Origin of the sequence: Providencia sp. PROV261 (genome assembly GCF_028477945.1) — a bacterium.
Classification (GTDB): Bacteria; Pseudomonadota; Gammaproteobacteria; order Enterobacterales; family Enterobacteriaceae; genus Providencia; species Providencia stuartii.
The window spans coordinates 1-21,639 of sequence record NZ_JAMPMC010000025.1 but is presented as its reverse complement, the minus strand read 5'-3'; the positions used below and the strand labels follow the sequence as shown (position 1 = coordinate 21,639).

Here is a 21,639-nt window from a genome sequence, read left to right as displayed (position 1 = left end):
TAGACAACGAATGGAAAATTGAAACTTTCACAACAATACTCGAAAAAATATGTTTGCTTCGTTTAATATGACGCTAAACACGTTACCCGCACACGAGTATCTTACTTGCTAACCACAGAATGTTGGTTAGTTCTGACCCATCAGTTAATTTTACAATTATTATTAGCTTCTACGACTTTACACAATATTCACACTAGAAGTTTTGAATTCTGAAAACGTTGCCAATGCTTATCAGCTGACTTAATTTTCCGTATAATCCGCTGTTTTTCTTTGCTTATTTTCTTAAAACGATTTGGCGATTACCAATAATCCATACAAATATCGTCAAACTAAATTTTTGTCGTCTTACAAACCATTTTTCTATAGCGAATTTGCAAAATAAGGTAAATAGATGGAAACTAGCTGTAAGCTGCTGCATCTGTTTGCCCAAATAAATGGTAATAACTCTAATCTGCTGAAAATAAAATAACTATGTATACTTCCAGTGCGCTACAGAATGATATTTCTAACTTGACGATATGGCGTAAAGGCGATCAAAGAGCCCCTCATAAGCCGCTATTGCTTTTATTGGTACTTTCAGAATATCGAAAGGGGCATCCCCGTCTATTTAATTATGGAAATGAAATTCACCAACAGCTATTAGAGTTGCTTATTAGTTTTGGCCCATATCGCCGAGAATACTATCCAAATATGCCTTTTTGGCGATTAAAACGGGATGGATTTTGGGATTTACAAAATACAGAAGAATACAAACTGAAAAAAGGGAATAAGCAGCCCTCTAAAAATGAGTTAATTCAGCAAAATATATTTGGCGGGTTTAATGAAGAAAGCTACCAACTTCTTCTAAAAAGGCCTACTTTGATAGATAAGTTAGCCCAACAGATTTTAAATGAGCATTTTCCTGAAAATGTACAAGATATTATCGCTAGCCGTCTCGACTTTCCACTCCATGAAATCCGCAAGGCCCGAGACCCCGCGTTTAGGCAAAATATTTTACGAGCTTACAATTATCAATGTGCTATATGCGGTTACAATTTACGTTATGATAGTGCTGTTGTTGGTTTAGAAGCCGCTCATATTAAGTGGAAACAGTTTGGTGGTCCATGCACGATTAATAATGGGATTGCTTTATGTTCACTGCATCATTCCGCTTTTGATATGGGCGCTATCGGCCTTGATGAGAATATGAAATTACTGGTCTCTAAAGGGGTTAATGGTAACCAGATGGTAGAAAAGTTATTCTGGAATTTTGCAGGTAAATTAATCTATTTGCCTAAAGATACGATGGAATACCCAAAAGATATATTTATTAATTGGCATCGTGAACAAGTTTTCAAACAATAAGAGTTGTTTTTATTGTTCAGCTCAATGTGAAAAAATATCAGATACCTAGTAGGCATTAGATATTATGCATGACACCTTATATTGTGATAACCATCTAAGGTACTGAGCGTTATTCACTCAAATACCCATAATTAAAATCGACACCCTATTAGCCAGATAACATGTAAGAACATGTGTTCGAAAGTGTACAATACAAGGAGGATTGTCCAAGAAATTCACGTGGCTAATAGCCCCGAGCTAATTTCAATTAATTTATTGAACTACTGCGAAAATGATCAAATTGAGTTATACCATATTTAACCCAATAAGCCACAGTGAAATAGCGTTATCGAGCAATTCAATGAGCCGTTTCATCGTGAATGTTTAAATACCTATTTATTTGAATCAGTTAGTTAAATTCTAAGTTGGCCTGTCTCAAATAATGAGAAATGGACAACCCCAGTAACTAGATAGTGAAAATCACTACTTCAAATATGACGAAGCCTTTAACTATGCCAAAGTGGATTTGCCAGAAACAGGGGCGCAGGCAGTTTTGGAACGAGTGTAGTTATTAAATAATGAGTAATAAACATTATCGGAACAACAGATATACTCACAAAAAAGATGGTGTGGATTGGATTATATTGATATGGATTGACTGAAACATGAGGAAGGCCTTGTAAACTTAAGATTTCAGACATAAAAAAGGCGCCTTTAGTATCTTAATTTTCACTTTAGCGGAGGTAGTACTCGCACATAACACTTAACCTCGTGATCTAAATTAAAATATGAAGGTATAAATTTATTTATACCAACAGGTGAAATTCGTACTTTTTCTGATAGCTGTCTAATACAAGTAATCGCGATGCAGGTGGAACAATACATGCTTATAAGTTATCAGATAACCGACACCGCTCTAGACCCCCTATCAAAACTTAAAATCAAGTTAAATTTTATATTGAAGTTATCCTGTGAGTATGGAGAATAACGCTCTATATATAAATTTATCTTATTATAGTCAATTAAATATTATTATTTTTAGGACAGGAAATGGATGATAACTATCTAAAATTAGCCGCTTATTGGCGAAATTCACTAGCTGATGCGGAGTCAGGAAAAGGGGCTCTAGAAAAACGAGACACGAATAATTTGACTAAATGGGAAAGTGTTTCATCAGGTCGCCTTGATAGCATTATTACTGAGCGTTTTTTTTCCGATGAAAAAGATGATGTAAACACAGTAGATGTCATTTTACGCCCAAAAGTTTTTATACGGCTAATACAACATGGAAAAGAACGCCTTGCTGGCAGTCCAACATATGTCACCCCGCTTGTGACACTAGCAAAAATAAATCGAGAAGGTTTTTTATTTCCAACATCAACTACCGTCATTCCTAGAGATCTACTTGAACCGCTGTCTCATGGTTCATTCTCTATTGGTGAAATATCTGAGTACGATAAATATAAAACGACGAATACATCATCATCTATGCATTATGATGAATCTCATTTAGAAACTGAAGAAACTGAAGAAGAAAAAGAGAAAAGATATGAAGGCTATTTCCAAGGGTGGGGATCATATTTAGATGATTCATATAAACTATTAAATAGTATCGCTGAATCTTGGATAAACACTCACGAACAGTATGAACTTGCCGATTACGGATATATACTAAAAAAAGTAGAACCTAAAGGTGCTAGTACTCATATTCTTTCTCTTTATGACCACTTACTTGTAAATAAGAAAAAAGTCCCATTATTTGAGCGGTTCGCTAACTTCACTTCTCCTGAAATCGAGCCACTAATTTCAACTGAAGATTCCTTTGTTTATCGATTAGGTCATTCTGGGGATAGGTTTCCTTTAGCGCTGGCTCAGCGAGATGCACTAGGTCATTTTCTTAATGCCAATGACGGCGATATTTTAGCAGTCAACGGCCCTCCTGGCACAGGAAAAACGACTTTACTTTTATCCATTATTGCAACGCTTTGGGCTAAAGCCGCGCTCGAACAAACAAATCCGCCAATTGTACTTGCGACTTCAACCAATAACCAAGCCGTCACTAATATCATCGAAGCATTTGGAAAGGACTTTTCCGAAGGAAATGGCGCTATGTCAGGTCGCTGGCTGCCAAATATTAAAAGTTTTGGTGCTTATTTCCCTTCAAGTACCAAGAAAGCAGAAGCAATCAAAAAGTACCAGACTGACGAGTTTTTTAAAGAAATAGAACCTAAAGAATATATTGAAAGCGCACTAGATTTTTATTTAAATAAAGCCAAATTGGCATTCCCCAATAAAGATTGTTCATCCCCTGAAAAAATTATTGCGTTATTGCATGAACAACTCTCCGAGCAGTCCAATAAGTTAGTTGAGATAAAGCAAACTTGGGATTCTCTACAAGAAATTCGAGGGAAAATCGCCCAAGTATCCGATGATATAAATTCTTATCTTAATGACCAGACCGTATTACTATCAAAAACACAATCTAAAATAGATAGGTTAAAAATTGCTTCAGTAGAATGGGATAAATATAGAGCGAATGAATCTCTATTTATTTCATTATTTTCATGGCTTCCACCAGTCGGAAAAAAGCGTTACTACCAAGTTAAGCTGTTCCTTGCTGATAAATTAGATGGCTTCGACATTGAAAAAGAACCAACTGAAATCAATGTTATTGATAGTTTAATTAAAAAATTGCTCGATAGTGAAGAGCGAAAACAAGAGGATTATCAACAACAAATTAATTATATACATCAAATAACCCAACAAGAAAAAGAGATATTGGCAAAGTGGCTCACCATTGCTTCTGAACTTGGATATAAACAGGGTGAAGAACCAAACTTGTTGCAAATTGATGAACTGGCTGACACACAAATCAGATTTCCTCTATTTTTGCTAACCACTCATTATTGGGAAGGCCGTTGGCTCATTGATGTACTCAATATTGATGATCTTAACAAGGAGAAAGGAAAAAACGGGCTTAAAACAGTAGAACGTCACTGGCAACGTAAAATGATGTTAACGCCATGTGTGGTAATGACTTGCTATATGTTACCTAACTATATGCTTTTACCCGCAAATAAAGGGCAAAAAAAGCATGAAAGAGGCTATGCATATAATATTGCTGATTTACTCATTGTCGATGAGGCCGGTCAAGTACTACCTGAAGTTGCTGCGGCCTCCTTCGCATTTGCTAAAAAAGCACTTGTTATTGGCGATACTGCACAAATACCTCCAATATGGAATATCACTCGAGCCATTGACTCCGGAAACATGTTGGAAGAAAAAATTCTGAGCGAAAATACACAAGAACAAATCAATGCAGAATATGACTCAATCACCGAACTCGGAAAGTGTTCAGCTTCTGGCAGTGTAATGAAAATTGCACAATTGTCTTCACGCTACCATTATGACTCTGATTTAGAGAGAGGTATGTATCTTTACGAGCATCGACGCTGCTTTGATAACATCATCGGGTACTGTAATGAGCTTTGCTATCAAGGAAAATTACTACCAAAAAGAGGAGATAGTGACAACCTTTTATTCCCTGCAATGGGCTATCTCCATATCGATGGAAAAGGTGAGCAAAGAAATACAGGAAGCCGTTTCAATCGATTAGAAGCAGAAATCATTTCAGCTTGGTTAATAGAAAATCGACAACGTATCGAAAATCACTATGGGAAACCTATTCAGCAAATAGTTGGAATAGTAACGCCATTCAGTGCTCAAGTTTCAACTATTAAAGATGCTCTTAGTAAACAAGGAATTACTGCTGAAACTAGTGAAAATACACTAACTGTCGGTACTGTTCACTCACTTCAAGGCGCAGAAAGAGCGATTGTTATATTTTCCCCTGTATATTCAAAACATGAAGATGGCGGTTTTATCGATAGTGATAACAGCATGCTGAATGTTGCTGTATCACGCGCTAAGGATAGTTTTCTTGTTTTTGGAGATATGGATTTATTTGAAATCCAACCCCCTTCTTCACCAAGGGGATTGCTTGCCAAATACTTATTCTTAGAGGAAAGGAATGCCTTACATTTCGAATACAAAGAAAGGCAAGACTTACAAAAATCGAATACTCAAATATACACGCTTCACGGTGTGAAAGAGCACGATGACTTTTTAAATCAAACAATTAGTAACACTGAAAAACATATTACCATTATATCCCCTTGGTTAAATTTGCAAAAACTTGAACAAGCTGGATTCATTGATTCCATGGCTCAAGCAACAGCTAAGGGTATCCAAGTAAAAGTGATCACCGATAGAAATTACAATATCCAACACTCTGATCCTGAAAAACGTAAAGAAAGAGAAGTCAATCTTCATAATGCCTTGGAACAATTAGATTCTTATGGCATTGCTACAAAGCTAGTGCGACGAGTTCATAGTAAAATTGTTATCGGAGATGATAATTTACTCTGCATTGGCTCATTCAATTGGTTTAGCGCATCTCGTGAAGCCAAGTATGAACGATATGATACCTCTATGGTTTATTGTGGTGGAAGTTTGAAAGAAGAAATTCAAGCTATCCACAACAACCTTGAACGACGGTAACATTATATATTAGCTCAGACTTGAACTGTCAGGGTTTATTGTAGAACACTATTAAACCTGACAGTCTGGTCTGAGCGAGGAGCAGACGTTTTATTTTGCAGGATGTAGTAAAGATTGTTCTTTTTTGGTGCTAAGTATTGAACCAATTACTCTCCAATTTATAACATACTGTACTGGCCCCCAATTAAAATGGTTGGATTCACCATACGATGTTGTGAGTTTTCATCTTTAATTTTAGCATAAAAAACAATTAGTCATGTGTCCACTCCCCATTAATTAAGACACTGCAATTTAGAGTTTTCTAACTGTTTACGATATACCTCTGGAGGGGGGGGATTTAAGCTTTCGTGCGTTTGATTTTGGTTATAATCTTGTTGCCAAAACCACACCATTTCACGTACTTGGCTTAATGACTCAAATAAATATGCATTTAAAAATTCACGGCGGAACGAGCCATTAAAACGTTCGATAAAGCCATTTTGTTGTGGCTTACTGGGTTGAATATGACATAGCTCAATCTGATTATTTGTACAATAATTCAATAGGTTGGTTGAAATAAGCTCAGATCCATTATCCACGCGTATTTGTTTCGGCACTCCTCTGTCGACTTTTAAGCGTTCAAGCACTCTAATAACCCGTTCAGCTTGCAACGATGTATCCACTTCAATCGCCAAACATTCACGTGTTCCTTCATCAATAATATTCAATATTCTGAAACGCTTACCACAATATAAACTGTCATGTACAAAATCCAATGCCCATTGAACATTCGGGACTTCTTCAATCACTAAGGGGCTTTTTTCTCGTTTCGGCAGTATTTTTTTAACTCGATGTTTCAGGTTTCACCCTAAACGGCAATAAACGCGATAAACTCGTTTATGATTAAAGGGATAGCCTTGAAATCTTAGCCGAAAATAGCATTTCCAAAATCCTGATTGTGGCGATTTAGCTAAAACTGATTGAATAGCATCAATCACTGCACGATCTCTTTCACGCCAATTTAGCTGTCGACGATAAAATGTTGCCCGAGGTAATGATGTTAATTTACAAACTTTAATGACTGATAAACCTGCCTCTTTTAAAGCCTGAGTACAGGACTTCTTTTCAGCCACTACCAACCCTTTTTTGCAAAAAGTTCCTTCATCGCCTGATTTTCAAAGCTGACTTCTGCATACATTTTTTAAGCTTTGCATTTCCTCTTCAAGCTCTTTCAATCGTTTAACATCATTAGCTTCCATACCACCATTAACCATTACAATAAGTAGTATTACTGACCCCATTTTGGCGACAAATATCTTCCACTTTCATCCCTGAATCAGCGAGTTTTAAGATATTAACGATTTGAGTCTCAGTAAAACGAACTTTTTTCATCATGACCTCTGCAATTTTTAAGGCAGAAAATCTAATTGTAGCTGTCTCATTTTAGGGGAAGTGGACATTCCACTAATACTGATAGTTTTAACTGATTGCCAAGCGATTGATCCCAATATTGTCCTATCATCTGCTTCATTTATCATCAATCAGTATCTTTTTTCGCTGCTGTAAATAGGCGGAAATTATACATAACACATTGAATAAAATAGTTGATGTTATGTTGGAATGCGATGCTCACAGCAAACGAGAGGCAAGAGTGTGTGATATACAACAAATTATCCCAATAATGTGACGTATCACATTATGCTGTGATGATGTGGATAAATTTATTGATTACTCATTATTAAAAAGCAATTGGCAAATCCGCATCCGACATTTTGACATGTGGAATGAATAGCTCACTTGTGCAAGCCATCAGCCATTACAGACTCTCTGATAAACAAAGGCAAGTGTGGTTGACTTATGAACGACAAGTCGCTGCATACCTAAAAGATCTCTTTATCAATGAGACTGATATTCCCAAAAAGTTGTTGTTTACTAAAGGTTATTGGAAGAAAGGCAAATCAAACTTTAAAGGTTCGGTTTCATTTATACATGAGATAATGAAATGATTAATAACGTATTATTAATTGCTGATAATACCTTTGCCCTGAGTCGAACCGACCTACGTTCAGATAGCAATGAATTTAATAAATACCCTGCCGCTCAGCACAAAGAACAACTCGCTGAAAAACAAATAAGTCGAGTTGTTCAGTCATTACATGATATGAGATATTCCGCTCAAGGCTTGATGGCTGTTGGCATGCCTATAGAAATGTTTCCTTAACAAATGGCACGACTCAACCGCGAATTACTGATTATTTCACATCACTATCTATCTTCACTTGGGCGTTTATTAAATACATTCGTTACTCAAAGCTTATTAAAAGATACGTTGCAGCCTGTACGCGTTGTCTCACATAAATCACATAACAGGCTGAATTCGTCAAATGCAGCGATTGAATTTAGCGACATTTGACTCTCTCTTTAATCATAGATAAAAGTAACACCAATCACTGATTGTACTTTCCCTGCCGTCACCTGCCCTGTAGTACGTGCATATCGTGCACTCAAACCTAAACTCACCGCAGATGTTCCCACAGCCCCCAACTGCACGTTTTGGTTAGTTGGGATGGCGTTTCCATTACGCACTAATTGGATCCCGACGCCTTTTGCCGCATTAGTTCCCGAAAAAGTGTTCGCAAATATGGAAGAGCTGGTATCCGTTGAACCTGTCAGGTAATAAGAAATATTTTGATTTCGTGCACAATAAATAGAAAGTGGTACTGGTGCAGTTGCAGGATATTCAGGCAGATTAACGATCACATTACGCGAAGAAACATCACAACCACCAATAGGTACTACTACATTATTGTTGGCATATAAATTCCACGTAAAGGTCGCCGTCTCCACATTACCGCCACCAACAAGAGCAGAGCCAACTTGGTACATCACCAATGTCGCAAAACGAGTGCCTTTATTGATAACCACTCCCCCCGCCGCTGAAATAGGGGTCAAATATAGCTGAGTGTTCCAAGGTGTATAATTCCCTGAAGGGAAATTCTGTTGATGAGTCGGTGACACCAACGGAAACGGATAGCTTGACGTATAATAGCGTAATGAACCATTAAAGTTCGACAATACCCCACCATAGGCAGAGCCTCGTCTCATACTCACCAAGTCCCTACGAGTTAAAGGACTATCGTTGCGACAAAAAATAGATCGTGACAAATCCACCACTAAGTTTTGTCCTGCTTGCACACTCGGTTGAAGGTTAACATAAACGTTCGCAGTCGCTGTCCCCGAAAGACTATCCAATACATTCCCCGTTGAGTCATAACAAGTAAATGCATACACAGAAGAGATACTGGCTAAATAAATAATCAGATTAGCGAAAAGTAATTTAATCATTTTTTTTACATTCATGGTTTAACTCACTGATAAGTGTAAGTGACATCAATCACTGCCTGAATAGTTCCCTGTGTCGCACCACCTTTGACTGTTAATGCTCTGACTCTTAATGGAAAACTCGTCGACATGGTAGAATCATTGACCTGTAATTTTTGCTGCGCACCGTTATTCAAATTTGTTCCTGCACTATTTTGCAATTGCAACTGAATGTTGCCTGCCGTACCTTGGTTTTTATAATAGCCAGTGGTATCGGCGATCCCTTGAAAGGTTGCCGTCACTGCTGATGTACCAACCGGGCAATTCTCTAAATTCAATGAAATTGAATGCCATTCAGAGGCTGAGCCAGCAGAAATTAAATTGAGGGTATATAGATCACCCAATTCAACATTGGCGGTAGTGGTTGCTACAGTACAAGGCTTTGCCACCACACTACCATTCACGGTGACTGTGGCATCCGCCGCATAGCTTGAGGTTATCTGGCTTGATAACACCCCCAATAGTAGTGCAGTGATCCTCTTCCAATAATTATCAATCATGGCATCCCCTGTTTACTGAAATTCAAGCGTGAAAGTTGCTGTCGCTCGTACATGACCTGCAACAATAGGTAAATTAGAAGCCATCAATCGCGCATAAAATTGCAAGGTATTACTTCGCCCAGCAACCAATGGTGTCCATGCAATTTGATTACTATTGGCATTGAGTACCAATGGCGTTCTACTGCCATCTAAAATTTGTATCCCTGCTCCTGAAACATTAGAAGTTCCTGGTTCTAACGCCAATAACGACGTATTGTTTGCATCTGCGATGCCCACAAATCCTACCTTGACGGCTAATACTGACGCTCCACAAGGGGTAAGCTCAATTTGGAATGGCACAAGTGGTGTCACTTCACCGATGGCATATAGTTGTCTAACGGCATTATTTAGCAGATCAACGACTTGATTCTGAGAACCCGGTGCGACTGCACAAGTGTTGTCTTTGACATTGCCTTTAATAGTGATCGTGCTATCCGCTGCATAAGCACTTGCAGAAAACATGATCGACGACAGCAAGGTTGCAAAAAAAATCTTCAATTTATCAAACACTTTTTGCTCCTTAGAGGCACTCTACACGATGCTTACTGAGTATTTCCTGCCGGCTTTGCTCAGGCAGTGTGTAGTTGACTTGGCATTGTGCATCTGGGCTATCTCCCCAGCGAGCAGCCAATTGCCCTGCCAGTGGCAACCCTGTTAGATAAACCAGCCCATCATCGGCAACAATACTGCCACCATTACTGCCTTTTGAGGTTACCACTGCACCAAATGGCACAGGTTTGCCCTGTCTCATGAGTGTCATTAGTACTTTCACACCTACTTTAGGATGGAAATCCGCACGCACTACTGCACCTCGAGTCGGTACAACACTCACGACGGGATCTTCAAGATCAACATTATTAGCTAATGTATTGGTATTAAGAGCGACTCGGTTTTCACGGTAATCAGAGGCATAGGGCAAAACGGCATAACCACGCCAATCCGTTGTAACACCGGTTTGGTTTTCAACTTTGACATTCCCAGCACCCGGCGCTTTAATTAAAACCACCGTATCATTCATTGGTTGGCTTAACGTGACCCCATTAGCATGCGCTAAAATCCCTCCACTTAAACCGTAATACATCTGGCTTAAGTCATTGGTATAGCTATAGCCCACGTTGGCATTACCATAAGTACCGCGATAGTTGAGTGAGGTATAGCCTGTTGCAGAAGAGTTTCCTTCCCCACCCCCGGCATAACCTGTTTGCACGCTATAACTTAAATTATTGTCATCCAATAATGTTCCATAGATACCAGCCGTATTGGTGACTCGGCCTTTCAGATCATGTGAAGCGTTATAGCTGGCACTTGCATTACGCCAGATAGATTGGCTATCCGAACGCAGCCAATGACTGAATGGAATATTCACATTCAAGGCCAACATTTGGTCGTTGGCATCCTGCCACGAGTTTTTCGATAGGCTGTAACTTAAGCCCCAATTGATCCCTTCGATTAACGTATTGATACCAACCTGTAATTGCTTATCTGATTTATTAGTATTCCAATATGTTTCGTGACTACCCGTCACATATAACGTCGATTGTTCACCCAATTGTTGAGTCAAACTTAATTGGATTTTTTCGCGTTTGTTATAGGCTAAGTTGTAGTAGTCGGTGAATTTCGGCGTAACCTGTATAACACCATCTTGTGTTGCAAGGTTATAGCCATCCATTCGTTTATAGGTGGTATCCGCGAATGAGTAATAACCCTTAGTTGAATAACGATAACCAGCTAACTGAATAATTGTTCCCGTTTCATTCAGTGACTTGTTATATAAGAAGCGAATAGATTGTCCTTGATGATTACTATCATCAGGTAGCTTGGCATTAGCTTGTGTAATATCGACGGATAATGCCCCAAACACACCAATATTTTTACCAATACCAGCGTTGAAAGATTGGTAGCGATTTGCAAGTTGCGTTCCACCATATAGCGTCCAACCATATGACAAACCACGCATTATGGTACCTTGTACAAAGGTCGGCTTTTCTTGTTGCCCATTTCCTGAACGGTAGTCACCTACTGTAACCGCATATTTAGTATGCCCTTCACGCTGTAGCAAAGGCACCGAAGAATAAGGCACCGTGAAGCTTTGTATTGAACCATCCGCCTCTGTAATGGTAACTTGGAGATCACCACTGTTCCCTGCCGCATATAAATCATTAATAACAAAAGGCCCTGGCGGAAAAGTATTCCGGTAAATTTCATAGCCATTTTGTTTAATTGAAACGTCAGCAGTGCCTCGTGCAATACCACGGATCACAGGCGCAAAACCCTTTTCGCTTTCCGGTAGCATATTATCGTCGGAAGCTAATTGAATACCACGGAAGTTAAAACTGTCGAAAATATCACCAAGTGTGTAACTATCACCTACCGTTAAGCGTGAGCGAAATTCATTGATACCGCGCTCTAAATAAGTATTGATATGCTCCCAACGCGTTTCACTGTTAGTCTTACCGCTACTGTGACTCCATGTGGAGTTATCGCGCAAGCGCCATGGCCCAAGGTTTAATCCACTCTGTAAATTCAGGTAGGTATAGCTGCTATGAGTACCATTTTGGTTACGTGCACGACTTCCCGTGAGGCTATAATTTAAAAGACCTGCAGTAATACCAGAGTCCCAATACTCAGTAGGAATAAAGTCTCGCGCTCTATCCCTCATATACACTTGAGGCACAGTGATATATAAACGTTGTAAGCCAACATCAAATTTTGATGTTGAATCAGCAATCAATGTATTTAAAGGCTGACAAGTGTCCTCAGAGATTGTCTCGACATTTGGAATGGCCAATGTCTTCACACCCATTTTAGCTAACTCACCAAGCGTTAAACATGGCGACAATTCTTTGCTACTCTTATCGATAGTAAAATGAACATCTCGAATCGATAAATATCCATCATTGAGATACACATCAACACGATAAGTGCCTTCAGGTACTTCTTGACCTTGTTCAAAAGCAGACAGGTCAGCAACAGCAGAAGGATCATCAGACAAAAAGCGTGGGTTAAAGTATAATTCTGCCTCAGCCCAAGTAGGGTATAGGCAGACACCAATAAAGAGTGCCAATGGAATTAAGGGAAAATGGCGCTCGGGTAGATTGCCAAAAAACGTTTTCTTCTCCAAAATTAATGGCTCTTTTCCAGATGCCAGATATGACATGTTCCCTCCGACCCGATCTGCTAAATCGCTCAGTAAGTTATTTAATTCAAAGTGATAGTTAGCTATTTTTTATAAGTAAGAAACCCGCTTTTACAGAGTACGCCCCGTCATTTTGGGGGTTAATGCGCCGTAATCATTGATGGTTTGGAAGGAAATCTCACCATTTGCATTAGCCGGTACGGTTACTGACGCGTCACCGAAAGGCGGTACTAGCACATTATCTAGCTTCACCGAGCCGATTTTTAGTTCAGCTACCGTGGCAAAATATGGTGTTGGATTAGTGACAAACAGTGTTCCGGCTTGCCGCTTAAAACGTAATTCTTCAGCCACTTTATCTGGCGCAATCGCCAAATCAGTAGGACGATAATAAAGTTTGATACGGCTGATAATCGCTAATTGCAGGGTATTTTCATTTTGCTTTGACTTATCCATAGCAGGTATCGCTTTGACATTTAACCAAAACAAGCTTTCTCTATCCTTAGGCAATTGATTATTGGTTGCATCAATAATTCGTAAGGTATTTTCTTTTTTACCTTGCATAGAAAACAGCGGAGGTGTGATAGCAAATTGGTTATCTTTTTGACCGTTAGCATTTTCTACCCATGATTGGATAAGAAAAACGCCCTTTTCATCATTATTGGTGACAGCAAGTTGAACCTGTTTTTGCCCTGCAGGGTAAATAACCCGCGTAGCGCCCAAAGCAACTCCTGCGTATACCTGAGTTGATATACTTGAGCAGAGTAATATAAATAACGCAGTAATTAGTTTACGAGTTGTTCCTGTTCTCATGGTTACATCTGTCCTTCTTTTACTAAAAACATTAAAAATACGCGCAGACATTTTTTTGATCTTTTTATTCATTCATATGTGAGCGAAAACAGTGCTTGAGCATCCGCTTTTCCGCCTGTAATTTGGTCGCTAGTCGCACGATACTTCGCGACAAAATGTAAAGTCATATCACCGTTACTGACTCGCTCTATTTTTCGTGGTGAACTATTTATTGGGATCAACGTATCTTTTGAGTCAAAAATAGCCAGTCCCACACCTGTTGCCGTATTAGGTCCATTATCAATAGCAAAGATCGCTGGGTTTTTATCGTTAGCAATACCCGCAAAAGTGATTGAGACGTATTCACTAGCAACAGCACTACATTCTCGGAGATGAATATCAAAGATCACGGGGTCTGTATCTTGGCCTGATGCATTGAGCATATTGGTGCGCAACTGCCCCATATTCACGATCAAACTTCTATCTGAAGTTTCAACACTACAAGCTTCAGCAATCAGTTCCCCTTGAAAGCGCATTCCTCCGCCTGGAAGTTGGACTTGCCACTTATTTCCAGCTTCCATAAGCGGAGAAACCAAAAGTAGTAGAGCAAGTATCAGCCCTCTCATGAGCTTTCACCTTTTTAGTTTTGTTTATAAAAAGCCGTCCATGGCCTATTGGGTTTTTCACCCTTCATCCATCGCGCAATAATTACTCGTACTGAACCGCAAATGTTGCGTCAGCATTCGCAATACCTGCTGTTGTTGCACCAAGTGCATAGTAACGTGCTTGGAATGGCAGAACGTTATTACCATCATTCAAAGTGATAGCACTACTAAATGTTGCACCATCAAGATCTAGAGGTACGCTTTTGGAGTCTAAAATTTGAATGCCAACGTTAGTCGCAGAACCTGCTGCTGAACCCGCAACAGCTAGAACCGTTGGGTTAGCGGCATTTGCGGCTACGCCTCTAAACGCGACTTTTGCAGACGTTGCAACAGTGGTATCACAATCATTCAATTGAATGTTGAAACCAACTGGAGAGCTGGTGTCACCTGCTTGTGCTAACTTAGCAGTACGGAATTGGCCAAGACGTACAGTTTGTTCTACAGAGTTAGCATCAACAGCACATGCTGCGTTCACCAACTCACCTTTAAAGTGCACAGTACCGCCATTAACTGTTGTCGTTTCTGCAACAGCAGCAACTGAACTTAAAGATAGAGCCGAAACAATAACAAGTGCTAGTGATTTAACTTTCATAAAATTTCCTTATGTTTATTTATTGCAAAAACTTTGACAATAGAGGAGGGTTAGTACCATTTAAATAAAGACACAGTTAAAATGTTCGAATTTAATTAAATTACCAAACTGTAATTCAATTAAATTTAAATATCTGCCATGCCTTATTACTCTCTGCGTGTGTTTTTATATTTATCAGAATCAAAAAAACGCTTTATTTTTTCGAAAAACATTTCAACATCTGCCCCATCCATTTCAAGCGCATTAAAAAGTATAATTAATTTGTCGAATGTTATATTATTAACCCCATTTTCATAACGGGATATTTGTTGCTGACTTACATTAATTTTTTTGGCTAATTCGCTGCCTGTTAATCCGGTTCTTCTACGATAAGACTTCAGCATTCTGCCAATATTATTAGATAACGAATCATATTTTCGCTCTCGCATTCTAAACCTCTCTAACTATTATTAGCGGATTTATTCTATGTATTGTTTATAAGAGAAACATTCGTCAACTCACATTAGGATATAGAATCATTTTTCGAGTTAAAAATTGTTTTTTTCGATCGAATTGTCTAATTTTGATAGTCGAAATCTATTGTATTTTTGTTTTCGATCGGTTTTTTCGATTAAAATAAGAGAGGAGCAAAAGAAAAATCCCTTATTAATTAATAATATAAATAAAGTTAGATTTTAATTTAAAATAAAAAGAAATATTTAGGTGAATAATACGATAAATAAATTACATGTAATACATGTAATTTAGAAACAATAACTTACAATAAATAGCTAAAGTAGGCATATATTAAAAAAACAAAAAAATTGCTGAAGTAAAACTAAAAAACACGATCAACAAACAAAATAAAGAAAACAAGAATTTTATTTCAATAAGAATATCAAAAAACGTGACCAAAACATTATCCACTAAGAAAATTTAAAATACTAACCAATACAGAAATTCTATAAATCTAATAATTTTTTCACGTTATTGAAAATAAAAACAGTTAAACATCCACCGTTAAGATAATTAGCCAAAAATTATTTACCCAACAGAATACTGGTTATTTACTCCTGTAATTTCAAACTCAATCTTAAAGCACAAAAAACAATCAGACACATAAGAAATACAAATGAATGGTTGAAAACTCAGTATTATTTACACATTATAATAGAATTTACTCGTATTAATTCACCTTCTCCCTCTTCCGCAATAAAAATAAAAAACCAATATTGATCAAAAAAAGATTGATTATAATTGATAATAAACTTTAAAAATAAAATAGGAAACAAATTACTCTAAAAATGATAATGATTAATGTCAACTGAAGTATTATGGTAAGTTTTAGAAAGGATGATGTAGAGAGTTACTATAAACGCCAGTAATCCTCTATTTGACAACTTATTTATAATTGGATCTTTTGCTACTTTCTCAGCGATTTCAACAGATAAGTCAATGTAAGCCCAAGGGGCCTAGGTTCCTTTGATTTCATCGCTGCTAAATGTCGCTGAGATAACCTCATTCTAAACTAGGTTAGTATAAAAACCTTCACCGCCAACAGCGGTTTTGATCGATTTATCATAAAGCAATGAGAGTGCTTAACCTCACCTATCGCTTCACGTTTCACGAGGATCGTCTACTTGGCATTATCAAAATCAATTTCATCCCAACGGGCAAAGCACAATTCACTAGAACGAATAAAGACTAACAAAGTCAGTGTATAACCTTTCCCGTCCGGTTTAGCTGCACGAACTTTTGTATCGGTTAATACCATATTCTTTGTTCTCTTCACCTCAGAGTGGGTATATACGAGATATCTCAGATGATTTCGCGTTGTCCACATCCCCTAAAATGAGACAGCTATAATTAGATTTTTTGCCCTAAAAATAGCAGAGATCATGATGAAAAAAGTTCGTTTTACTGAGACTCAAATCGCTAATATCTTAAAACTCGCTGATTCAGGGATGAAAGTGGAAGACATTTGTCGCCAAAATGGGAGCAGTAATGCGTAATAAATATTATCGAAGCGACAGATATACTCACAAGGAGGTTAATACGGGTTGGCCTGGATTGACATGCATTAACTAAAAATGCGAAGAAAGCCTTGTAGCCTTAAGATTTCAGGCATAAAAAAAGACGCCTTGAGCGTCTTAATTTTCACTTTAGTGGTGCGAAGGCCGGACTCGTACATAACACTTAACCTCATGATCTAAATTAAAATATTAAAGTATAAATTTATTTATACCAACGCATGTACCAACAGATAAAATTCTTACTTTCTCTGATGGTTATCTAATACAAGTAATCGTGATGCTGATGAAACAATATAATCTTATAAGTTATCTTCATGCAGCATCAAGATCTGGTATCATTGCCTCTCGGTTAGCTACTGATACTTCATAGTTACTCGCTTATCTTTGGTCAGATAGAGTAGGATAGCTGATCAGCTGCTAACAGCCCTCCTCATCTAAGTAGGAGCAATTACTAATTGATTTATGAAGAAGAGGCACGCATATGAGATGATATATTTCCCGTATTTTTCCGCCTATTCAAACACCGTTCCCTCTGGGAATGACTTTTCATAGCCCATATTGTCTCTCAATCGTTTTAGAATTTGATCGAATCATTTCTGCATGTGCATATCAATAAATTTAAAAACTCTTCTCACGCATTTCTTCCACCTATGTTGAATCATAAGAGCTTATATGCTAATAGGTTGATATTTAACCTTGCTAAGTTAGAAAGCATGTTGGATACCTTGGGGTTGTATAGATGATACTCTGAGGATTTTAGAGCCTTGTAGGCATAAGATTCAAAAGCAATAACTTAAATTATCATACTAGTAGCTCTCCTTTATGCCTACAACATTATGTTTTTTATACAAATAAAAGAAGTGTGTTTATGAATATTCAGTACATAAAGGTTGGTAGTGTACCCGAAATTATTAGACTGTTACCAAACTCTAGCGAGCAAGCTGATTCCTACTCTTATCCTTTTACCCTATCGGAAACTGTGCATGGGGAAAACAGGAAGCAGAAATATCAATAGAGAATTTACGCCAAAATATCGAGCCTTGGCTAACCGCACTCTTCCAATCCGAACATTTAAACTTATTGATCGGTGCAGGTTTAAGCACATCTATTCAAATGTCTGCTACAGGTTTACCTCCAGCAGGAATGGGCTGGATAAGCGACCTAGCAGTATGTCAAAGTGAAATAGATACATTTGCTACCCAAGCTGCCCAAGCTGCTGGCCGCGATAAGGGAAATATAGAAGATCAAATTAGAGCTATTAATGAACTTATTAAAGGGCTTGAAATTCTGACAGTGCTGAATACCCCTCAACCTGAAAACCCTCCAGCTCCTCATGTTGCTTATAGAAATCTAAAAGCTGATTTGAAAGCACTTAGGGGAGAGCTTTCTCGATGCCTAGGTGAGTTTTCAAGATCTGTAAGTACTGGAGAATACTTGATTAAAAATGCTGACCCTAAGCGAAAAGAGGAAACATTCAATTATCTGGTGAGCTTCTTGATGAGCTTTGCAAGTAGAACTGCCACTCGCGATAGGTTACATATTTTCACAACAAACTACGACCGTATTATCGAAGTAGGTGCGGAGCTTGCTGGCTTGAGACTTATAGATCGCTTTGTAGGAAGTATCGCTCCAGTGTTTCGTTCTTCAAGATTAGAAGTTGATTATCACTATAATCCTCCTGGAATCCGTGGCGAACCAAGATATTTAGAAGGAGTTGCGCGTTTTACTAAGCTTCATGGTTCCCTTGATTGGCATGAACAAAATAGTGCAATTCGGCGCTTTGGTTTACCTTTTGGGGCACGCTCTGTTGATCCGTTTTTAGAAGCCGAAGGTCATGAAAGCAATAGCTATGAACAGCTCATGATTTATCCTAATTCAGTAAAAGATAGAGAAACTGCCGAGTACCCTTATGTTGAGCTATTTCGAGATTTTGCAGCAGCAACTAGCCGTCCAAATAGCACATTAGTCACCTATGGCTATAGCTTTGGTGATGAGCATATCAATAGGGTAATTGAAGACATGCTTACAGTTCCTTCGACTCATATAGTCATAATAGCCTTCGGAGATCCACTTGGAAGAATTATGAATTTCATTACTAAGAGTGGAAGGAAAGCTCAGATCACTCTGTTAATGGGAGATCATTTAGGAGATCTTAAAACTTTAGTTGATAACTATCTACCTAAACCTGCTATTGATAAAGCATCAATAAAGATGGCTGAATTGCTCAAGCAAAGGGGATTCATGCAGCCAAAAGAATTAGGTAATTCAACTGACTCCGAGGTATCACTATGAGCTACTTACCAATTGAAAGGTTAGAGCAATTAAGAATTGGAACTGTTGGTTTTGTATCGCCTAGTGAAATCAGAGTTTCTTTAGAGATTGACTCTCCAGATTCCGTATCGCTTCAAGGTGGCTCACCTCGTAATTTTCCTCGAATAAATAGTTATGTACTTATAAGTAGTGATGATGGATTTCTTGTTGGGCAGGTTGAGTGGATTGCCGTAGAACATTCACCATACCCTAAAAGAAGGGGATTGCAAGATTTTGGCTTGATAGACCTTCCTTTTCCACTTAAAAAGCTCAGCATCAATCCTGTTGGCACGTTAAGAGTTGATAGAAAAAACGAAGGTTTCAAGTTCACAAGAGGAACAGATGCTTTTCCCTCGGTAGGTGACTCAGTGCTCCTGCCCACTGACGAGCAATTAAAATCAATAATCGAGTCAGGTGACAATAGAAGAGTAAAAATAGGGGATAGCCCCCTAGCTAACAATGCAGAAATAAAAGTGGACCCTGATAGGCTTTTTGGACGACATATAGCTGTCTTGGGTAATACAGGTAGTGGTAAATCATGCTCAGTGGCGGGGTTAATTCAATGGTCTTTAGATGCAGTTTTGCAACAGGAACAAACTCCTAATGCTCGGTTCATAATACTTGATCCAAATGGAGAATACAGTAGAGCATTCGGACCAAAATCAAAATACAAGGGTAAGCTATTACGTGTAGAAGCTAACACGGATGCTGAAGAAATTGAACTTAAAGTGCCGTCATGGTTATGGAATAGTTCTGAATGGGCTGCTTTTACTCAAGCAAGTTCAAAAGTTCAACTTCCCTTATTGCGCCGAGCTCTGAGGGCTATGAGAAATGCTGTTTTGTCAGAAGATAATGTGACAATTCAAGCGAAACACTTTTGCGGTATCCTTCTCGTGTCAATGAGACAATTAGCAAGCCAAGGCCAGATATATGTAAATGGCGGTCATGCGAAAGGTTTCGTTGAAAGTTTAACCTCATGGGCTAATAGTCTCTCCACGTTGAATGAAAAAATCGATAAAAAACCTTTTGATAACCTAATAAACACGATTAATGTGTATCTCTCCACTCGAACAGGTGTACCGTGGCCGTCAAAACCTGAAGTTTCCGACACTGATCAGTTGATTAGCGAATTAAAAAATGCGCATGCTACGCTTGGTGGGGACGAGCAAGAACTTCTTCCGAAAAGTGAAGATGCGCCTATTCGTTTTAAAGGTGACGATTTTGTAGCGTATCTCGAAGCCTTAGCCCAAGAAACAGGTACAGAGCAGTTCGTGGAGTTTCTTCTGACTCGTATTCGGACAATGTTAGGTGACACCCGAATAAGTGTAGTAACAAATGATTCTGAAGAGCCTATCAGTTTAACTAATTGGTTAAACACTTTTCTAGGGATAGATGGGCAAAGTTCTATAACCGTAATCGATTTATCACTGGTACCAAATGAAATAATACATTTGGTAACTGCTGTAATTTCCAGGGTTACTTTTGAAGCACTACAACGTTATCGAAGGCTAAATGGAAAACCACTGCCAACAGTTATGGTTGCAGAGGAAGCTCATACATTTATTAAACGCTACAAAGAGGATAGTGAGGGTCAGTCAGTCTCCGACATATGCTGCAAAGTATTTGAAAAAATAGCTCGAGAAGGACGAAAATTTGGATTAGGTCTTGTGGTTTCGTCCCAACGGCCGTCAGAGTTATCTCCAACAGTGTTGTCTCAATGTAATACTTTTTTGTTGCACCGGATTAGTAATGATAGAGACCAAGAGCAAGTCCATAGGCTTGTTCCCGATAATATGAGGGGATTATTGAGGGAGTTGCCATCTCTACCATCTCGGCATGCTATTTTACTAGGATGGGCTTCTGAACTTCCGGTTTTAGTTAGAATGAGAGAGCTTACTGAAACACAAAGACCTCAATCTGACGATCCTGATTTTTGGGACGTATGGTCTAATACTGGAGAAAATCCTCGCAAAGTTGATTGGCAACTGATAGCTGATGATTGGCAACGTTAAGTAACTTAACTGATTTGTAGTAGTGTTATATATGACAGTCTAGGCTTTGGTTGATAATTAGTTTTCACTACCAAAAATTGACTTGATAGTATCAATACTATCAAGTCAAACTATTAAGCTAATATAAAACGCTGATTGTAATGCTCTCCATTTAGGGCAGAATAAATACAACTAAAATTATTTTTTTCCAGCCACCGACATCTTCGCCAACTCTGGATTATTCGCCTCAAGGATTGATAGTGGTAATTCAACCTTACGCCCGTTCTGATCTTCTACGGTAATCCCCCCGAAAAATCGGTGTATTAATAAGTAGAATTTTCTTGTAATCTGAACTGAGGAAA

Annotated in this window: 15 protein-coding genes and 3 pseudogenes; 8 read left to right on the top strand and 10 right to left on the bottom strand. The window is 38.4% G+C overall.

The window, feature by feature from the left end; all coding sequences use genetic code 11:
• Positions 1 to 471: 471 nt before the first annotated feature.
• The 3 genes and pseudogenes from PR675_RS14460 to PR675_RS14455 all read left to right on the top strand — a co-directional run bounded on the left by PR675_RS14460 (position 472) and on the right by PR675_RS14455 (position 5,883).
• Positions 472 to 1,344 (top strand): phosphorothioated DNA-binding restriction endonuclease, encoded by an 873-nt coding sequence (locus PR675_RS14460; RefSeq protein WP_053109869.1) that lies wholly within the window; start codon positions 472 to 474, stop codon positions 1,342 to 1,344.
• A 219-nt stretch (positions 1,345 to 1,563) separates the two neighbouring features.
• Positions 1,564 to 1,737: pseudogene (locus PR675_RS21025) on the top strand (integrase core domain-containing protein); the annotation flags it as partial.
• 636 nt (positions 1,738 to 2,373) lie between these two features.
• The gene (locus PR675_RS14455) at positions 2,374 to 5,883 is read left to right on the top strand and encodes an AAA domain-containing protein (protein WP_060561458.1); all 3,510 of its coding nucleotides are present in this window, start codon (positions 2,374 to 2,376) and stop codon (positions 5,881 to 5,883) included.
• A gap of 272 nt (positions 5,884 to 6,155) precedes the next feature.
• Here the strand turns inward: PR675_RS14455 and PR675_RS14450 are convergent.
• Positions 6,156 to 7,254: pseudogene (locus PR675_RS14450) on the bottom strand (IS3 family transposase).
• Between the two features lie 392 nt (positions 7,255 to 7,646).
• Here PR675_RS14450 and PR675_RS14445 point away from each other — a divergent pair.
• Positions 7,647 to 7,868, top strand: coding sequence for an SIP domain-containing protein (locus PR675_RS14445; RefSeq protein ID WP_060561459.1), 222 nt, complete (start codon positions 7,647 to 7,649; stop codon positions 7,866 to 7,868).
• A complete protein-coding gene (locus tag PR675_RS14440; protein ID WP_004917435.1) occupies positions 7,865 to 8,083 on the top strand; it encodes a hypothetical protein in 219 nt (72 codons plus the stop codon). Before PR675_RS14445 ends, PR675_RS14440 begins: the two co-directional genes overlap by 4 nt.
• 200 nt (positions 8,084 to 8,283) lie before the next feature.
• On the opposite strand, the gene PR675_RS14435 is transcribed toward PR675_RS14440, so the two are convergent.
• The 9 genes from PR675_RS14435 to PR675_RS14395 form a co-directional block, all read right to left on the bottom strand.
• Positions 8,284 to 9,222, bottom strand: coding sequence for a fimbrial protein (locus tag PR675_RS14435; RefSeq protein ID WP_040132504.1), 939 nt, complete (start codon positions 9,220 to 9,222; stop codon positions 8,284 to 8,286).
• Positions 9,223 to 9,230: 8 nt separating this feature from the next.
• Positions 9,231 to 9,743, bottom strand: a complete 513-nt coding sequence (locus PR675_RS14430) for a fimbrial protein (protein WP_004917439.1) — start codon at positions 9,741 to 9,743, stop codon at positions 9,231 to 9,233.
• A 12-nt stretch (positions 9,744 to 9,755) separates the two neighbouring features.
• Complete coding sequence (locus PR675_RS14425) at positions 9,756 to 10,244, bottom strand: fimbrial protein (RefSeq protein ID WP_081045592.1); 489 nt, start codon at positions 10,242 to 10,244, stop codon at positions 9,756 to 9,758.
• Positions 10,245 to 10,302: 58 nt separating this feature from the next.
• A complete protein-coding gene (locus tag PR675_RS14420; RefSeq protein ID WP_060561461.1) occupies positions 10,303 to 12,939 on the bottom strand; it encodes a fimbrial biogenesis usher protein in 2,637 nt (878 codons plus the stop codon).
• Between the two features lie 90 nt (positions 12,940 to 13,029).
• Positions 13,030 to 13,728: a fimbria/pilus periplasmic chaperone gene (locus PR675_RS14415; RefSeq protein ID WP_088499421.1), complete on the bottom strand. Its 699-nt coding sequence runs from the start codon at positions 13,726 to 13,728 to the stop codon at positions 13,030 to 13,032.
• 68 nt (positions 13,729 to 13,796) lie between these two features.
• Positions 13,797 to 14,333 (bottom strand): fimbrial protein, encoded by a 537-nt coding sequence (locus tag PR675_RS14410; RefSeq protein WP_014657377.1) that lies wholly within the window; start codon positions 14,331 to 14,333, stop codon positions 13,797 to 13,799.
• Between the two features lie 82 nt (positions 14,334 to 14,415).
• Positions 14,416 to 14,964 carry a type 1 fimbrial major subunit FimA gene (gene fimA, locus PR675_RS14405; RefSeq protein ID WP_040132505.1) on the bottom strand — a complete coding sequence of 183 codons (549 nt, stop codon included), beginning with the start codon at positions 14,962 to 14,964 and terminating at the stop codon, positions 14,416 to 14,418.
• Between the two features lie 146 nt (positions 14,965 to 15,110).
• Positions 15,111 to 15,392, bottom strand: a complete 282-nt coding sequence (locus PR675_RS14400; protein WP_014657375.1) for a helix-turn-helix domain-containing protein — start codon at positions 15,390 to 15,392, stop codon at positions 15,111 to 15,113.
• A gap of 1,187 nt (positions 15,393 to 16,579) precedes the next feature.
• Positions 16,580 to 16,717 carry a prophage integrase gene (locus PR675_RS14395; RefSeq protein WP_014657374.1) on the bottom strand — a complete coding sequence of 46 codons (138 nt, stop codon included), beginning with the start codon at positions 16,715 to 16,717 and terminating at the stop codon, positions 16,580 to 16,582.
• A gap of 127 nt (positions 16,718 to 16,844) precedes the next feature.
• Here PR675_RS14395 and PR675_RS14390 point away from each other — a divergent pair.
• From PR675_RS14390 to PR675_RS14380, 3 genes and pseudogenes are all read left to right on the top strand, one after another.
• A pseudogene (locus PR675_RS14390) lies at positions 16,845 to 16,952 on the top strand (transposase); the annotation flags it as partial.
• A gap of 1,137 nt (positions 16,953 to 18,089) precedes the next feature.
• The gene (locus PR675_RS14385; protein ID WP_272582775.1) at positions 18,090 to 19,268 is read left to right on the top strand and encodes an SIR2 family protein; all 1,179 of its coding nucleotides are present in this window, start codon (positions 18,090 to 18,092) and stop codon (positions 19,266 to 19,268) included.
• Positions 19,265 to 21,298 (top strand): ATP-binding protein, encoded by a 2,034-nt coding sequence (locus tag PR675_RS14380; RefSeq protein WP_060561463.1) that lies wholly within the window; start codon positions 19,265 to 19,267, stop codon positions 21,296 to 21,298. The genes PR675_RS14385 and PR675_RS14380 overlap by 4 nt, the downstream gene beginning before the upstream one ends.
• The last annotated feature ends 341 nt before the right edge of the window (positions 21,299 to 21,639 follow it).

What these genes read in the sequence shown, in the direction of transcription:
- PR675_RS14460 (WP_053109869.1), top strand. Translation starts at nt 472, where the DNA reads ATGTATACTTCCAGTGCGCTACAGAATGATATTTCTAACTTGACGATA.
- PR675_RS14455 (WP_060561458.1), top strand. Translation starts at nt 2,374, where the DNA reads ATGGATGATAACTATCTAAAATTAGCCGCTTATTGGCGAAATTCACTA.
- PR675_RS14445 (WP_060561459.1), top strand. Translation starts at nt 7,647, where the DNA reads ATGAATAGCTCACTTGTGCAAGCCATCAGCCATTACAGACTCTCTGAT.
- PR675_RS14440 (WP_004917435.1), top strand. Translation starts at nt 7,865, where the DNA reads ATGATTAATAACGTATTATTAATTGCTGATAATACCTTTGCCCTGAGT.
- PR675_RS14435 (WP_040132504.1), bottom strand. Translation starts at nt 9,222, where the DNA reads ATGAATGTAAAAAAAATGATTAAATTACTTTTCGCTAATCTGATTATT.
- PR675_RS14430 (WP_004917439.1), bottom strand. Translation starts at nt 9,743, where the DNA reads ATGATTGATAATTATTGGAAGAGGATCACTGCACTACTATTGGGGGTG.
- PR675_RS14425 (WP_081045592.1), bottom strand. Translation starts at nt 10,244, where the DNA reads ATGTTTTCTGCAAGTGCTTATGCAGCGGATAGCACGATCACTATTAAA.
- PR675_RS14420 (WP_060561461.1), bottom strand. Translation starts at nt 12,939, where the DNA reads ATGTCATATCTGGCATCTGGAAAAGAGCCATTAATTTTGGAGAAGAAA.
- PR675_RS14415 (WP_088499421.1), bottom strand. Translation starts at nt 13,728, where the DNA reads ATGAGAACAGGAACAACTCGTAAACTAATTACTGCGTTATTTATATTA.
- PR675_RS14410 (WP_014657377.1), bottom strand. Translation starts at nt 14,333, where the DNA reads ATGAGAGGGCTGATACTTGCTCTACTACTTTTGGTTTCTCCGCTTATG.
- fimA (WP_040132505.1), bottom strand. Translation starts at nt 14,964, where the DNA reads ATGAAAGTTAAATCACTAGCACTTGTTATTGTTTCGGCTCTATCTTTA.
- PR675_RS14400 (WP_014657375.1), bottom strand. Translation starts at nt 15,392, where the DNA reads ATGCGAGAGCGAAAATATGATTCGTTATCTAATAATATTGGCAGAATG.
- PR675_RS14395 (WP_014657374.1), bottom strand. Translation starts at nt 16,717, where the DNA reads ATGGTATTAACCGATACAAAAGTTCGTGCAGCTAAACCGGACGGGAAA.
- PR675_RS14385 (WP_272582775.1), top strand. Translation starts at nt 18,090, where the DNA reads ATGTCTGCTACAGGTTTACCTCCAGCAGGAATGGGCTGGATAAGCGAC.
- PR675_RS14380 (WP_060561463.1), top strand. Translation starts at nt 19,265, where the DNA reads ATGAGCTACTTACCAATTGAAAGGTTAGAGCAATTAAGAATTGGAACT.